General features: G+C 62.7%; 12 protein-coding genes. All 12 read right to left on the reverse strand.

Annotation, left to right across the window (positions count from 1 at the left end):
• Window positions 1-47: 47 nt before the first annotated feature.
• The gene (gene alaS, locus C4Q27_RS04085; protein ID WP_064493121.1) at window positions 48-2672 is read right to left on the reverse strand and encodes an alanine--tRNA ligase; all 2625 of its coding nucleotides are present in this window, start codon (window positions 2670-2672) and stop codon (window positions 48-50) included.
• Between the two features lie 384 nt (window positions 2673-3056).
• Complete coding sequence (gene astE, locus C4Q27_RS04090) at window positions 3057-4064, reverse strand: succinylglutamate desuccinylase (protein WP_010955173.1); 1008 nt, start codon at window positions 4062-4064, stop codon at window positions 3057-3059.
• A gap of 10 nt (window positions 4065-4074) precedes the next feature.
• Window positions 4075-4365 (reverse strand): topoisomerase II, encoded by a 291-nt coding sequence (locus tag C4Q27_RS04095; protein ID WP_003254508.1) that lies wholly within the window; start codon window positions 4363-4365, stop codon window positions 4075-4077.
• Between the two features lie 14 nt (window positions 4366-4379).
• A complete protein-coding gene (gene astB, locus C4Q27_RS04100) occupies window positions 4380-5729 on the reverse strand; it encodes an N-succinylarginine dihydrolase (protein WP_104886530.1) in 1350 nt (449 codons plus the stop codon).
• Between the two features lie 23 nt (window positions 5730-5752).
• Window positions 5753-7216: a succinylglutamate-semialdehyde dehydrogenase gene (astD, locus tag C4Q27_RS04105; protein WP_020191888.1), complete on the reverse strand. Its 1464-nt coding sequence runs from the start codon at window positions 7214-7216 to the stop codon at window positions 5753-5755.
• The gene (astA, locus tag C4Q27_RS04110; RefSeq protein ID WP_003254513.1) at window positions 7217-8245 is read right to left on the reverse strand and encodes an arginine N-succinyltransferase; all 1029 of its coding nucleotides are present in this window, start codon (window positions 8243-8245) and stop codon (window positions 7217-7219) included. It lies immediately after the preceding gene.
• A gap of 78 nt (window positions 8246-8323) precedes the next feature.
• On the reverse strand, window positions 8324-9343 hold the full coding sequence (gene aruF / locus C4Q27_RS04115) for an arginine/ornithine succinyltransferase subunit alpha (RefSeq protein ID WP_064493123.1): 1020 nt from the start codon (window positions 9341-9343) through the stop codon (window positions 8324-8326).
• 146 nt (window positions 9344-9489) lie between these two features.
• Window positions 9490-10710, reverse strand: coding sequence for an aspartate aminotransferase family protein (locus C4Q27_RS04120; protein ID WP_064493124.1), 1221 nt, complete (start codon window positions 10708-10710; stop codon window positions 9490-9492).
• A gap of 641 nt (window positions 10711-11351) precedes the next feature.
• On the reverse strand, window positions 11352-12332 hold the full coding sequence (argR, locus tag C4Q27_RS04130) for a transcriptional regulator ArgR (RefSeq protein WP_004576734.1): 981 nt from the start codon (window positions 12330-12332) through the stop codon (window positions 11352-11354).
• 98 nt (window positions 12333-12430) lie between these two features.
• Window positions 12431-13195 carry an arginine/ornithine transport ATP-binding protein AotP gene (gene aotP / locus C4Q27_RS04135; protein WP_014590100.1) on the reverse strand — a complete coding sequence of 255 codons (765 nt, stop codon included), beginning with the start codon at window positions 13193-13195 and terminating at the stop codon, window positions 12431-12433.
• Window positions 13196-13217: 22 nt separating this feature from the next.
• Window positions 13218-13916: an ABC transporter permease gene (locus tag C4Q27_RS04140; protein WP_003254520.1), complete on the reverse strand. Its 699-nt coding sequence runs from the start codon at window positions 13914-13916 to the stop codon at window positions 13218-13220.
• Entirely contained in the window at window positions 13913-14602 is a 690-nt protein-coding gene (locus tag C4Q27_RS04145) for an ABC transporter permease (RefSeq protein WP_003254523.1), read from the reverse strand. Before C4Q27_RS04145 ends, C4Q27_RS04140 begins: the two co-directional genes overlap by 4 nt.
• Between the last annotated feature and the right edge of the window lie 20 nt (window positions 14603-14622).

A 14622-nucleotide genomic window follows, 5' to 3' on the forward strand; every position in this document is an offset into this window, starting at 1 on the left:
TGGACGGGAGTGGCCTGCGTGACCACTGGACCATCCACCCCTTCATCTCAAAGTCCCTGCTCTGCGAATGGCACGGCCAGCGCCAGGGCCTGGTCCAGCGCAGCGACGTCGACGCCACCACCCTGGGCCATGTCCGGACGGCCGCCGCCCTTGCCACCCACCGCCGCAGCGGCTTGTTTCATCAGATCGCCAGCCTTGAGTTGGCTGGAGAGGTCCTTGGTCACGCCGGCCACCAGCACAACCTTGCCCTCATGCTCGCTGCCCAGCAGGATCACTGCGTGGCCGAGCTTGTTCTTCAGCTGATCGACCAGGGCCAGCAGGGCCTTGCCATCCTGCCCATCCAGGCGGGCGGCGAGGACCTTGGCACCCTTGACCTCAACAGCCGCGTTGGAGAGATCGTCCCCGGCGGCGCTGGCGGCCTTGGCCTGCAGCTGTTCCAGCTGCTTCTCCAGCTGGCGGTTGCGCTCAAGCACAGCCGACAGCTTGTCGATCAGGTTGTCGCGGTTACCCTTGACCAGTTGCGCGGCTTCCTTGACCTGCTCTTCGGCAGCGTTCAGGTAGGCCAGCGCAGCGGCACCGGTTACGGCTTCGATACGGCGCACGCCAGAGGCTACGCCGCCTTCGCTGATGATCTTGAACAGGCTGATGTCACCGGTGCGCTTGGCGTGGATACCGCCGCACAACTCCACCGAAAAATCACCGCCCATGCTCAGCACACGCACGGTGTCGCCGTATTTCTCGCCGAACAGCGCCATTGCGCCTTTGGCCTTGGCAGTTTCGATGTCGGTCAGTTCGGTTTCAACCGGGGTGTTCTTGCGAATCTCGCGGTTGACGATGTCTTCCAGCTGCTTGATCTGCTCCGGCTTCACCGCTTCGAAGTGGCTGAAGTCGAAACGCAGGCGCTGGCTGTCGACCAGCGAGCCCTTCTGCTGTACATGCTCGCCCAGTACCTGGCGCAATGCTTCGTGCAGCAGGTGGGTGGCGGAGTGATTCAACGAGGTGGCGTGCTGTACGTCGGCATCGACCTTGGCCTCGACTGGCGAACCGATCACCAGCGCACCGCTGGCCACCACGCCGTGGTGCAGGAAGGCGCCGCCGGTCTTGGTGGTATCACGCACGTCGAAGCGTGCAGCACCCGCCTGCAGGAAGCCGCTGTCACCGACCTGACCACCGGACTCGGCGTAGAACGGCGTGCGGTCGAGCACCACAACGCCCTGCTCGCCTTCACCCAGCTGGTCAACGGATTGGCCGTCCTTGTACAGGGCGATGATCTTGCCCTGGCCCTCGGTGGCGTCGTAACCGAGGAACTCGGTGGCGCTGTCGACCTTGACCACGCTGTTGTAATCCATGCCGAACGCGCTGGCAGAACGGGCGCGCTCACGCTGTGCGTCCATTTCACGCTCGAAGCCGGCTTCGTCGATAGTCAGCTCACGCTCACGGGCGATGTCGGCAGTCAGGTCCATCGGGAAGCCATAGGTGTCGTACAGCTTGAACACCACGTCGCCCGGTACCACGTCGCCTTTCAGCTGGGCCAGGTCTTGCTCGAGGATGCGCAGGCCCTGCTCCAGGGTCTTGGCGAACTGCTCTTCTTCGGCCTTGAGCACGCGCTCGATGTGCGCTTGCTGGCTCTTCAGCTCCGGGAAGGCTTCGCCCATTTCAGCGGCCAGTGCGGCAACGATCTGGTAGAAGAAGCTGCCCTTGGCGCCCAGCTTGTTGCCGTGACGGCAAGCGCGGCGAATGATGCGGCGCAGCACGTAGCCACGGCCCTCGTTGGACGGCAGCACGCCGTCGGCAATCAGGAAGCCGCACGAACGGATGTGGTCGGCGACCACTTTCAGCGAAGCCTGGCCGTCATTGCTGCAACCGATGGCCTTGGCTGCGGCAGCCAGCAGGTTCTGGAACAGGTCGATCTCGTAGTTCGAATGCACGTGCTGCAGCACGGCGCTGACACGCTCCAGGCCCATGCCGGTGTCCACCGACGGCGCTGGCAGCGGGTGCAACACACCGTCGGCAGTGCGGTTGAACTGCATGAAGACGTTGTTCCAGATCTCGATGTAGCGGTCACCGTCTTCTTCTGGCGAGCCGGGTGGACCACCCCAGATATCCGGGCCGTGATCGTAGAAAATCTCGGTGCACGGGCCGCACGGGCCGGTATCGCCCATGGTCCAGAAGTTGTCGGAGGCGTACGGGGCGCCCTTGTTATCGCCAATGCGCACCATGCGCTCGGCCGGCACGCCGACTTCCTTGGTCCAGATGTCGTAGGCTTCGTCGTCGGTGGCGTAGACGGTAACCCAGAGCTTTTCCTTGGGCAGGTTCAGCCACTGCTCAGACGTCAGGAAGGTCCAGGCAAAGGTAATGGCGTCGCGCTTGAAATAGTCGCCGAAGCTGAAGTTGCCCAGCATTTCGAAGAAGGTGTGGTGACGCGCGGTGTAACCGACGTTTTCCAGGTCGTTGTGCTTGCCACCGGCACGCACGCACTTCTGGCTGCTGACAGCACGCGTGTAGGCGCGCTTCTCCGCACCGAGGAAGCAGTCCTTGAACTGGTTCATGCCTGCGTTGGTGAACAGCAGGGTCGGGTCGTTGTTCGGGATCAGCGAACTGGAGGCGACTCGGGTATGTCCCTGCTCTTCGAAGAAGCGAAGGAAGGCTTCACGGATTTCTGCGCTTTTCATAGGTTCTTCCACGGAAACGGCGGCCCTGTTGGGCAAACGCGTCGACGAAACGACGGCAAAGGGCCGCATTATATCGGTCCTGCAGTCTCGATGCAGTGTGTTTATACGATAGAAGCCATCGTTTGGACGGTTTTTCGGGCTATGCAAACGAAAACGACATGACCGGATGCTAAATCCTGTGTTTCGCCACTGGCAAGCCAATTACCGCTCAAGGGAGGGGAAAATGGAACAGGCGGTGAATTAAAGGGTTTTCATCAAGGATAGGATCCGAAACTGTGTCGCCTGTTTCGCGGGTAAACCCGCTCCTACGGGCACGGCGCCACACTGAGACCTTGCACATATCTCGTAGGAGCGGGTTCACCCGCGAAACAGGCGACACCGGTCTCACCCCAGGCGCTGCCCCGAATCCGGCACGATCAGAATGCCGGCGCGCAAGCCGTTCTTGACCTTGGGGTTGGGGAAGATGATGCGCGCACCCTCCTCCTCGACCACCCAGCGCATCTCGGCCAGGTCTTCAGCCAGCAGGTAACCCTTGCTCAGCTCGGAGAAGTTTTCGATGTCCGCCGGCAGGTGCAGGTGGAAGCTGTCGCTGTGCTTGATGATTTCGCGGGAAACACTGAACAGCTGCAGGCCATCCAGCGAACTTTCGTCCTCTGGCTCGGTAGCCTCGATGATGCGGATCAGCCGCTCTTCGAGCTTGTCGAGGTTCACCTGCTCGTTCTGGCCGAACGGACGGGCCTTGCCCAACTCCAGGGTGAAAGCTTCAGCCTCAAGTTGCTCGTAGGTGAAAGCGCTGAAGGTGATGGACGACTTGCTTTGCAGCAACACCGCCTCCATACCTGCCGCCGCCAGGCGCGCCAGTTCGCGACGGGAGTGCTTGCGTCCCTCTTTATAAGGGTACAAGGCGAATTGCTCGATCTTCGAACCGCGGATGGCAGTATGCAGGTCGTAATGCAGGCGGTTGCGCCCTGGCTTGCTGAAGAACACCCGGGCGAACTGTTCCAGCTCGGCAGCACGCAATGCTTCGAAACCGCTGGACAGCTCATGGCGGCCATTGAACAAGCGGTTGATGTCCTGTTCGATAAAGCGCTCGCCCTTGCGGATCGCCGCCGGGTTGCCGAACAGGAACAGCACCCGTGCCCTGGGCCTGATCTTGCCGTTGGCCACGCCGTGCAGCAGCCGCTCGAGCAATTCGATCGGCGCTGTTTCATTGCCATGAATGCCGGCGGACAACAGCAAGTCCAGCCCGCAATCGTCGCTTTCGGCCGGGCGCACTTCGAGCGCGCCCTCCCCCAGCCATCGCAAACGCGCGCCCTTGGGTGTCACTTGGGTCTTCTCGGCCGGTTCGTGATCGGTGAGGGTCAGCTCAAGCAATTTGCCAAGGGCGAGCATAGGTGCTTCCTTAGTGGTGGTGACCGCAGTCAGGGCCATGAACGTGATCGTCGTCTTCGCCAAGTTCTGCCGGTTCCATTTCCAGCTGCAGGCTGACCAGGTTGGTGGCCATCGGGCGCAGCAGCAAGTTGGCATACTCGGTGTCGTCTTCCTCGACATCCACGCCGATCAGCAACTGGCCACGGCCATCCTGCTGAATCCACACTTCCTTGCCTTGCCAGACCACAGCAAAGCGGGTGCAGGATGTTTCCAGCTGGGTGCCGTCTTCATCTTCGAGGATCAGGCGCAAGGCGTCGGTCATTACAGAGTCTCTCTTCAAGGTTGGCGTTGGAACGGATACACCGAGCCCAACTTCAGGATCTGGGTCAATTCGTCCAGTGCCGTACGGCATTCCACCAGCAGTTGCGGGTCAGCCAGGTCTGCTTCGCCAAGGCGATCGCGGTAGTGCCTGTCGACCCACTGCAGCAGCGTGTCATACAGCGTGGCCGTCATGATAACGCCTTGGTTGACCGCCGCCAGCTCCGCTTCCTTCAAAGCCACGCGCAAACGCAGGCAGGCCGGGCCGCCGCCGTTCTGCATGCTTTGCTTGAGGTCGAACACCTTGACCTCCTTCACCGGGCCTCCCTGGCTGGTCAGCTGGCCCAGATAGGCCCAGACCCGCTCGTTGTTGCGGCACTCTTCCGGCACGACCAACAGCATCGAACCATCGTCGCGGCTGAGCAGCTGGCTGTTGAACAGGTAGGAACGCACCGCGTCCTCCACCGCCACCGCTGCCCTGGGCACGCAGATGGCCTGGAAGTTGCCACTCTTGCTGGCCAGTTTAGCTCGCAGCTGCCCAAGTACCGCGTCGGTCTCGAGAAACGCGTCCTCGTGGTAGAACAGCACCTCGCCGTTACCCACCGAAATCACATCATTGTGGAACACACCCTGGTCGATCACCGCCGGGTTCTGTTGAGCGTAGACCACACCGTCATCGCTCAGGCCGTGCAGCCGGGCCACAGCTTGCGAAGCCTCCAGGGTTTGTCGGGCCGGGTACTTCTGTGGCGCCGGGTAACGGCTGTCGAAGGCACTGCGGCCGTAGACAAAGAACTCCACGCCAGCCTCGCCATAGGCGCGGCAGAAGCGCGTGTGGTTGGCCGCGCCCTCGTCACCGAACTGTGCCACGGCAGGCAGCGCGGCGTGGTGGGCAAAGTATTTCTCGTCGTTGAACATGGCGCCCAGCACGCGGCTGGTGGTCGGGTGCTCGATGCTGCGGTGATATTTGCAGTTGAGGTTGGCGGCGGTGAAGTGCACGCGACCGTCAGCAGTGTCGGCACTCGGGCTGACTGTTGCGGCGTTGGCCACCCACATGCTCGAGGCCGAGCAACTGGCCACCAGCAACGGCATGGCCTCGCGGGCGGCGCGCTGGATAACTTCGGCATCGCTGCCACTGAACCCCAGGCGGCGCAGCGCCGCCACGTCCGGGCGCTCTTGTGGCGCCAGAACACCCTGCTTGAAGCCCATGTCGGCCAGCGCTTTCATCTTCGCCAGGCCCTGGCGCGCTGCCTCACGCGGGTTGGACGCCTGCTGGCTATTGCTCTGCGAAGCCACGTTACCGTAAGACAGGCCGCCATAGTTGTGGGTAGGCCCCACCAGGCCATCAAAATTCACTTCATAGGATTTCATCGGCTAGGCTCCGTGACCTGTTGTTATAGGGTGACGCCCGGCGTCAGGGTCGCCGGCAAGGCAAGGCTGGCGGTCTCCAGCGAAGCCACGGGGTAAGCGCAGTAGTCGGCTGCGTAATAGGCACTGGCGCGATGGTTGCCACTGGCTCCCACTCCACCGAACGGCGCGCTGCTGGCAGCCCCCGTCAGCTGTTTGTTCCAGTTGACGATGCCCGCGCGACTGCGCAGCCAGAAGTACTGGTAGCGGGCTCGCGAATCAGACAATAAGCCAGCGGCCAGGCCATACTGGGTGTTGTTGGCTTCATCGATGGCAGCATCGAAGTCGGCGTAGCGGATCACCTGCAACAGCGGGCCGAAAAACTCTTCGTCCGGGCGGTCAGCCACGGCGGTGACATCGACAATGCCCGGAGTCAGCAGTGCAGCATCGGCCTGTGGCTGAGTCATTTCCAGCAGTTTCACGCCACCTTTGGCAGCCAGTTCGGCCTGGGCGGCAAGCAGCGCCCGAGCCGCCTGCAGCGAAATCACCGAGCCCATGAAAGGCGCCGGCTGTTCATCGAACGCCCCCACCGTGATGGTTTTGCACACCTCGACCAGGCGCGCGATCAGTGCATCGCCCCAGGCGCCTTGCGGTACCAGCAGGCGCCGCGCGCAAGTGCAGCGTTGGCCGGCGGAAATGAACGCCGACTGGATAATGGTATACACCGCCGCGTCGAGGTCCTTGACCTCGTCCACCACGAGCGGGTTGTTACCCCCCATTTCCAGGGCCAGAATCTTGTCTGGGCGGCCTGCGAACTGTTGATGCAACAGGTTGCCGGTGCGGCTGGAGCCGGTGAAGAACAGGCCATCGATACCTGGGTTGGCGGCCAGCGCCACACCGGTTTCGCGTGCGCCCTGCACCAGGTTCAGCACACCCGCCGGCAGGCCGGCAGCAATCCAGCAGTTGACGGTAAGCTCAGCGACCTTGGGGGTCAGCTCGCTGGGTTTGAACACCACGCAGTTGCCTGCCAGCAGCGCCGGCACGATATGGCCATTGGGCAGGTGCCCGGGGAAATTGTACGGGCCGAACACCGCCACGACGCCGTGAGGCTTGTGCCGCAGAACAGCCGTGGCATCGGCCAGAGGCCCACTCTTTTCGCCGGTGCGCTCGCGGTAGCTCTGTACCGAAATCGCCACCTTGTTGATCATGCTGGTGACTTCAGTCGCAGATTCCCACAGCGGCTTCCCGGTTTCCTCGCCAATGCACTGGGCCATGGCCTCGGCATGCACTTTCAGCTGCGCGGCAAACTTCTCCAGCACATCGATACGTGCCTCCAGGCTCAATTGCGCCCAGGCCGGAAAGGCCTGCCGCGCGGCCTGCACGGCAGCATCGACCTGGCTCGCGTCAGCGCCCTGCCCTTGCCAGATCACGGCCTGGGTCACCGGGTTGAGCGACTGCAGGGTTTCGCCCTGGCCGGCCTGCCAATTGCCTGCGATGTAATGCGTGGTCATTTACTGGGCCTCCCGGCTGGCCGACAGCGGCACCGCGCGGACATTGTCGCCAACGCCCATGCGCAGGCGTTTGGCGGTCAACGGGTCGACCACCAGGGTGCCGGCGGCCAACCGTGCAGGTGCAGCAGTGATGCGACAGTCGTCGCGCTTGCGGTTGTGGATGATGAAAGGGGTCGCGTCATCGCCTGGCGTACCTACCGCCAGCACCAGGGTCTGGCTCTCGCGCACGGCGCGGATCTTGGCAGTGTCACACTCGATGGCCGGGCCGGCATCGAAGATGTCGACGTAGCCCTGGTAGTTGAAGCCTTCCTGCTTGAGCATGGCCAGCGCCGGCTCGGTGTCTTTGTGCACACGGCCGATCACACTGCGCGCCGCTTCGGACAGGAAGCAGGTGTACAGCGGGAACTTGGGCATCAGCTCGGCGATGAACGACTTGTTGCCCACGCCGGTGAGGTAGTCGGCCTGGCTGAACTCCATCTTGAAGAAATGCCGACCCAGGCTTTCCCAGAACGGCGAACGGCCCTGCTCGTCAGACATGCCGCGCATTTCGGCAATGATCTTCTTGCCGAACAGCTCGGGGAACTCGGCAATGAACAGCATGCGCGCGCGCGACAGCAGCCGGCCATTGAGGCCCGAGCGGTAGTCGCTGCGCAGGAACAGCGAGCACAGCTCGGAGTTGCCGGTCAGGTCGTTGGCCAGGAACAGCGTCGGGATTTCGCGATAGATCTTCAGCTCCTGCGAGGCGCTGACAGTCAGGCCGACCCGGTAGTTGTACCAGGGCTCACGCAGGCCGACGGCGCCGGCGATGGCACTGATGCCCACCACCAGACCTTCGTCGTTTTCCAGCACGAACAGGTAATCGGTGTCGCCACGCTCGGCTTCGCCACGAAAGCTTTTTTCCGCCCAACCAACGCGATGCCCCAGGCGCTCTTCGTTGGCCGGCAGCGTGGTCAGCCCGGTGGTGCCGGTGCTGCGTGCCAATTCGATCAACGCAGGCAAATCGCTGCTGCGTACAGGACGAACGATCATGCTATCTCCTTGTGCGGCGGCATCGGCCGGCGCGAAACTCTGCTAACGCATCAAGCCCGAAACGTCTGTTGCCAGACCTCAAACCGCGACCAGGCGCACGCTGGCGCCCTCACCCACGCCCAGCGCGTCGGCTGCCGCCACGCTCAGGCTGACCGGCTTGCCAGGCACCCAGTCCAGGTCCAGCAACACCGCGCGGTAGTCCTGCAACAGGCCGTTGCACACCAGGTACGGGCGCCCGCCTTTGACCGGGGTCTCTTCGATCTTCACCGGTACAACCCGGCTCTGGGCGATCGAGCGGATGCCAGAGGTGCGCGCATGCAGGGTCGGGCCACCGTCGAAGATGTCGATGTAGTGCTCGGTCTCGAAGCCTTCGCGCATGAGTATGTCGAAGGTGATCTGTGCCCGCGGATGTACCTGGCCCATGGCTTCCTGCGCCAGGTCTGGCAACAACGGCACGTAGATCGGGTAATGCGGCATCAGCTCGGCGAGAAAGGTACGGCTCTTCAGGCCGCACAGGCGCTCGGCGTCGGCATAGTTGAGATCGAAGAAGTTGCGGCCGATGGCATCCCAGAACGGCGATTCACCCTGCTCGTCGCTGAAGCCGACGATCTCGGTGACCACCGAATCGGCAAAGCGCTCCGGGTGCGCGGCCATGAACAGCAGCCGGCCGCGCGAGTTGAGCTCGGCCCAGCCACTGTTCACCAGCTCCGGCGCCACATAGAAGCTGGTCAGCAGGCTGTTGCCGGTCAGATCGTGACACAGCGACAGCACATGGATCTTGTTGTGTATCTTCAGCTCGCGTGAGGCGTGCACGAATGTTTCGTTACGAAAACTGTAGAACGGCTCGGAGTACCCGGCCGAAGCGACGATGGCCGAGCAGCCGGCCAGCTTGCCCGTTTCGCTGTCTTCGAGCACGAAAAAGTAACTCTCTTCACCGTTGAAGCTGACCTCGGCGGCGAAGGATGTCTCAGAGGCGGCAATCTTGTCGCCCAGACGAGCAGTGTCGTCCGGCAGCGAGGTGACACCAATGGGGCTGTCTGCAGCCATGCGCTGCACGTCGTTCAGATCAGCCATTTGCGCGGGGCGCATCACCAGCATGGTGTCACTCCTTTGGAATACGGGCCATTCACGTCGGCACGGAAAAACGGCAGGCACCCAGGCACCTGCACTGGAATCGGGTATCGCCGACCCGGCGCAGCCTCGGGCTGAGGCTGCGCCAGGGCCGGCGAAAGACCACTGGCGGATCAGCCTTTGGTCAGTGTGGCCACAGCGCGTTCGAAGCGGTCCAGGCCTTCGTCGATGTCGGCGTCTTCAACTACCAGGCTTGGCGCGAAGCGGACCACGTCCGGGCCGGCCTGCAGCACCATCACGCCTTCTTTCTCGGCAGCATTGAGCACGTCCTTGGCCTTGCCTTTCCAGGCCTCGGTCAAGACACAGCCCAGCAGCAAGCCGACACCACGCACCTGGCTGAACAGGTTGTACTGCTGGCCGATCTGTTCCAGGCGGGTTTTGAAGCGCTCGTGCTTAGCCTTGATACCGGCCAGGGTTTCCGGAGTGTTGACCACGTCCAGCACCGCGCAGGCAACGGCGCAGCCCAGCGGGTTGCCGCCATAGGTGGTGCCGTGGGTGCCAACGGCCAGGTGCTTGGCCAGCTCGGTGGTGGTCAGCATGGCGCCAATCGGGAAACCGCCGCCCAGGCTCTTGGCACTGGTCAGAATGTCCGGTGTCACGCCGTAGTGCTGGTAGGCATACAGCGAGCCGGTACGGCCCACGCCCGTCTGCACTTCGTCGAAGATCAGCAGAGCGTTGTGCTCGTCACACAGCTTGCGCGCGCCTTCCAGGTAGGCCTTGTCGGCCGGCACCACGCCACTCTCGCCCTGGATCGGCTCGATCACCACGGCGCAGGTCTTGTCGGAAATCTGTGCCTTCAACGCTTCCAGGTCGTTGTACGGCACATGGCTGATACCGGTGATTTTCGGGCCAAAGCCATCGGAGTACTTCGGCTGGCCACCCACGCTGACGGTAAACAGGGTGCGACCGTGGAAGCTGTTCACGGTGGCGATGATTTCGTGCTTTTGCGGACCGAAGCGGTCATGCGCCACACGACGGGCCAGCTTGAAAGCGGCCTCGTTGGACTCGGCGCCGGAGTTGCAGAAGAACGCGCGGTCGGCAAAGGTGGCGTCCACCAGCTTGTGGGCCAGGCGCAGGGCCGGCTCGTTGGTGAACACGTTGGAGACGTGCCAGAGGGTGTTGGCCTGTTCAGTCAGGGCCTTGACCAGTGCCGGGTGGCAGTGGCCCAGGGCATTGACCGCGATGCCGCCTGCAAAGTCGATCAGCTCGCGGCCCGACTGGTCCCAGACACGGGAACCCTCGCCTCGCACAGGAATGAAGGCCGCCGGAGAATAGTTGGGGACCATCACCTGGTCGAAATCGGCACGTTGCACCGGGGCTTGCTCAACGGACATCTGAGTCTCCTGAAGAGGAACGCTGGCCTGGAAGTGGCGAGCGATGGGGGGATTGTAAGGACTGATCCGCGCCTGTCCTTGCGGCCAAGCGACAACTTGTTACAGCGCAAAACCCAGTTTTGACAAGGCTTTCGGCAATGCGACAAACACTGTCGCAATCGCGCAGTGTACGGGAGAGAGGGGGCTGGGTGAACGGGTGTTCACATAGGATTGTGAGGGGGCGGGGTGTACGGGTATTCACACAGGATTGTGGGAGGGACAGGATGTACGGGGGTTCACATAGGATTGCGGGGGGGGACAGGATGTACGGGTGTTCACATAGGATTGTGAGAGGGCAGGATGTACGGCGATGTTGATGTGTTGACGGGGAGATCGAGCGCCGCCCGCGCGGCGCTTCGCGGGTAAACCCGCTCCTACGTTTGTTTCGGGTCAGTCCCTCCTGTGCCTGGCGCGCGCGACCGCCTTGTTTGTTCGACGGGATATCGAGGTGTGCGCCAAGGCGTTCGCGCGCAAATGCCACAGGCATAACTGGCCCGAAACAAACGTAGGAGCGGGTTTACCCGCGAAGCGCCGCGTGGGCGGCGCTCGATTTGCGCTCCAACACCAACCCCAAGGCATACACCCCGAACCCACCCGAAATCTCAGCCCTTTTCAGCCGGCGCCGAGCTCAGTTCAAACGGGCTGCTGCTGCGACGCTGGTTCCGGTCTTCCCGCGGCGTTGCACCAAAGAAATTACGGTAGGCACTGGAAAAATGCGGCCCCGACGAGAAACCACAAGACAGCCCGATCTGGATGATCGACTTGCTGGTCTGCATCAGCATCTGCCGTGCCTTGTTCAACCGCAACTCCAGGTAGTACTGGCTGGGCACGCGGTTCAGGTACTGCTTGAAGATACGCTCCAACTGCCGACGCGACACACACACATGCTGGGCAATCTCGTCGGTGGTCAGCGGCTCTTCGATGTTGGCTTCCATCAGCAACACGGCCTGAGTCAGCTTGGGGTGACTCGAGCCCAGGCGGTTCTGCAGCGGAATACGCTGGCGCTCGCCACCCTCGCGGATGCGCTCTACCACCAGCTCTTCCGACACCGCCCCGGCCAACTCCGCCCCGTGATCCCGCGCCAGCACCGCCAGCAGCAGGTCGGTCACCGCCATACCGCCGCAGGCGGTCAGTCGGTCGCGATCCCAGTCGAACAGGTGGCTGGTGGCAATCACCTTGGGGAAGCGTTCGGCAAAGTCATCCTGCCAGCGCCAGTGCACGGCTGCCCGGTACCCATCGAGCAGGCCCAGCATTGCCAGCGGATACACCCCGGCCGACAGGCCACCGATCAGGCAACCACTGCGCGCCAGTTGCTTGAGCGCCGCTGAAAAGGCAGCCCCCATCGCCGCAGGCGGCTCGTCGGCCAGCAGAAAGAGCTTGTGGCAGCCCTCCAGGCGGCCGGTCCACGGCTCGCCCGGCAGCCGCCAGGCGCCTTCCTGCGCAGGCTCGGCCTGCAGGAAGACCAACTCGTAGACCACATCCGGATGCACACGCTGCGCCACCAGCAACACTTCCTCGGCCAACGCCAGGGTCAAAGGCCTGGTGCTGGGCCAGATGAGAAAACCGATTCGCTGGGTGGTCATAGGGTGCGGTCCGAAACCTGAGGTCGTTCGAGTCTGTGCGCCGGGTCAGGCTGCGCTCGCCGCGCAGCATGCCCTATTCTGGTGCAAAAATGCAGCTTTTACTTCAGGCTGCCGGAGAGGAACTGCTTCAAGCGCTCCGACTGCGGGTTGGCCAGCACTTCACGCGGGCAGCCGGTTTCTTCCACCAGGCCTTTGTGCAGGAACACCAACTGGTTGGACACCTCGCGGGCAAAGCCCATTTCGTGGGTCACCACCACCATGGTCCGACCTTCCTGGGCCAGCGCCTGCATCACCTTCAGCACATCACCCACCAGCTCAGGGTCAAGCGCCGAGGTCGGCTCGTCGAACAGCATGACCTCCGGCTCCATGGCCAGCGCCCGGGCAATTGCCACACGCTGTTGCTCACCCCCCGACATATGCCCGGGGAAGGCATCCTTGCGATGGGCAACACCCACCTTGGCCAGGTAGTGCTCGGCCTTTTCCAGGGCTTCCTTCTTGTTCACGCCCAGCACGTGCACGGGCGCTTCGATGATGTTCTCAAGCGCAGTCATGTGCGACCACAGGTTGAAGTGCTGGAACACCATCGACAGGCGCGAGCGCATGCGTTGCAATTGACGCGGGTCGGCGGCCTTCAACGCACCATCCTTGCCGGGGACCAGCTTCAGCTCTTCGTTGTTGAGCAGGATCTTGCCGGCGTGCGGCTGCTCCAGCAGGTTGATGCAGCGCAGGAAGGTCGACTTGCCCGAACCGCTGGAGCCGATGATGCTGATGACGTCGCCGGCCTTGGCCGCCAGCGACACGCCCTTGAGCACTTCGTGGCTGCCGTAGCGCTTGTGCAGGTCTTGGACTTCGAGTTTGTACATGCTGTCGATTCTCACAAAGCGGTCAGTGCTTGCGCGGCGCCAGGTAGCCGAGCCAGCGGCGTTCGGCCATCTTGAACAGGCGCACCAGGATGAAGGTCAGGCACAGGTAGAACACGCCCGCCGTGATATAGGCCTCGAAAGGCAGGTAGTACTGGGCATTGACCGTGCGCGCAGCACCGGTGATGTCGATCAGGGTGACGATCGACGCCAGGCTGGTGGTCTGCAGCATCATGATCACTTCATTGCTGTACTGCGGCAGTGCCCGACGCAGTGCCGAAGGCAGCAGGATGCGGCGGTACATTTTCATGCGCGACATCCCCATGGCCTTGGCAGCCTCGATTTCGCCATGCGGCGTCGCCTTGAGGCTGCCGGCAATGATTTCGGCGGTGTAGGCGCTGGTATTGATGCCGAACGCCAGGCAGGCGCAGAAGGTGGCGCTGGACAGCAGCGGCCAGAAGATACTCTCGCGCACCGCCTCGAACTGGGCCAGGCCGTAGTAGATCAGGAACAGCTGCACCAGCATCGGCGTGCCACGGATGACGTAGGTGTACAGCCATGCAGCAAGGTTGACCACCGGCTGCCTGGATACCCGCATCAGGCCCAGCGGAATGGCTGCCAACAGGCCGAAGAAAAGCGAGATCGCCAGCAGTTTCAGGGTGGTCAGCAGGCCGCCGAAGTACATCGGCAGCGCTTCCCAGACGACGTTGTAGTCGAAGATCATAGTTCAGCCACCTTGACGCCAACCGAGTAGCGGCGCTCCAGATACTTCAGGGCCAGCAGCGAAACACTAGTCAGCACCAGGTACAGCGCCGCCACTGCCAGGAAGAAGGTGAAGGGTTCGCGGGTGGCGTCAGCCGCCTGCTTGGCCTTGAACATCATGTCCTGCAGACCGACGACCGAAATCAGCGCAGTAGCCTTGGTCAGCACCAGCCAGTTGTTGGTGAAGCCCGGAATGGCCAGGCGAATCATTTGCGGCACCTGGATGCGGAAGAACACTTGGCGAGGGCTCATGCCATACGCCACGCCCGCCTCGGCCTGGCCCTTGGGAATGCCCAGGAAGGCCCCGCGGAAGGTTTCCGAGAGGTAGGCGCCAAAGATGAAGCCCAGGGTACCGATACCCGCAATCAGCGGATTCAGATCGATATAGTCTTCATAGCCGAGCAGCGGCGCCACCCGGTTGATGATGTCTTGCCCGCCGTAGAAGATCAGCAGGATCAGGACCAGGTCCGGAATACCACGGATCACCGTGGAATACAGATCGCCCAGCCAGGCCAACCAGCGCACTGGCGACAAACGCAGCGCCACACCGATCAGGCCGAGCACGATGGCCAGGGCCATCGACGACAGGGCGAGCTGTAGCGTCAGCCACGCCCCGTCGAGGATGACTGCCCCGTAGCCTTTCAACATGATGAGGTCCTCGACCTAGA

This window comes from Pseudomonas sp. SWI36 (genome assembly GCF_002948105.1).
Taxonomy (GTDB): Bacteria; Pseudomonadota; Gammaproteobacteria; order Pseudomonadales; family Pseudomonadaceae; genus Aquipseudomonas; species Aquipseudomonas alloputida.

Coding starts and splice junctions, on each gene's coding strand:
- alaS (WP_064493121.1), bottom strand. CDS start 2,672: ATGAAAAGCGCAGAAATCCGTGAAGCCTTCCTTCGCTTCTTCGAAGAG.
- astE (WP_010955173.1), bottom strand. CDS start 4,064: ATGCTCGCCCTTGGCAAATTGCTTGAGCTGACCCTCACCGATCACGAA.
- C4Q27_RS04095 (WP_003254508.1), bottom strand. CDS start 4,365: ATGACCGACGCCTTGCGCCTGATCCTCGAAGATGAAGACGGCACCCAG.
- astB (WP_104886530.1), bottom strand. CDS start 5,729: ATGAAATCCTATGAAGTGAATTTTGATGGCCTGGTGGGGCCTACCCAC.
- astD (WP_020191888.1), bottom strand. CDS start 7,216: ATGACCACGCATTACATCGCAGGCAATTGGCAGGCCGGCCAGGGCGAA.
- astA (WP_003254513.1), bottom strand. CDS start 8,245: ATGATCGTTCGTCCTGTACGCAGCAGCGATTTGCCTGCGTTGATCGAA.
- aruF (WP_064493123.1), bottom strand. CDS start 9,343: ATGCTGGTGATGCGCCCCGCGCAAATGGCTGATCTGAACGACGTGCAG.
- C4Q27_RS04120 (WP_064493124.1), bottom strand. CDS start 10,710: ATGTCCGTTGAGCAAGCCCCGGTGCAACGTGCCGATTTCGACCAGGTG.
- argR (WP_004576734.1), bottom strand. CDS start 12,332: ATGACCACCCAGCGAATCGGTTTTCTCATCTGGCCCAGCACCAGGCCT.
- aotP (WP_014590100.1), bottom strand. CDS start 13,195: ATGTACAAACTCGAAGTCCAAGACCTGCACAAGCGCTACGGCAGCCAC.
- C4Q27_RS04140 (WP_003254520.1), bottom strand. CDS start 13,916: ATGATCTTCGACTACAACGTCGTCTGGGAAGCGCTGCCGATGTACTTC.
- C4Q27_RS04145 (WP_003254523.1), bottom strand. CDS start 14,602: ATGTTGAAAGGCTACGGGGCAGTCATCCTCGACGGGGCGTGGCTGACG.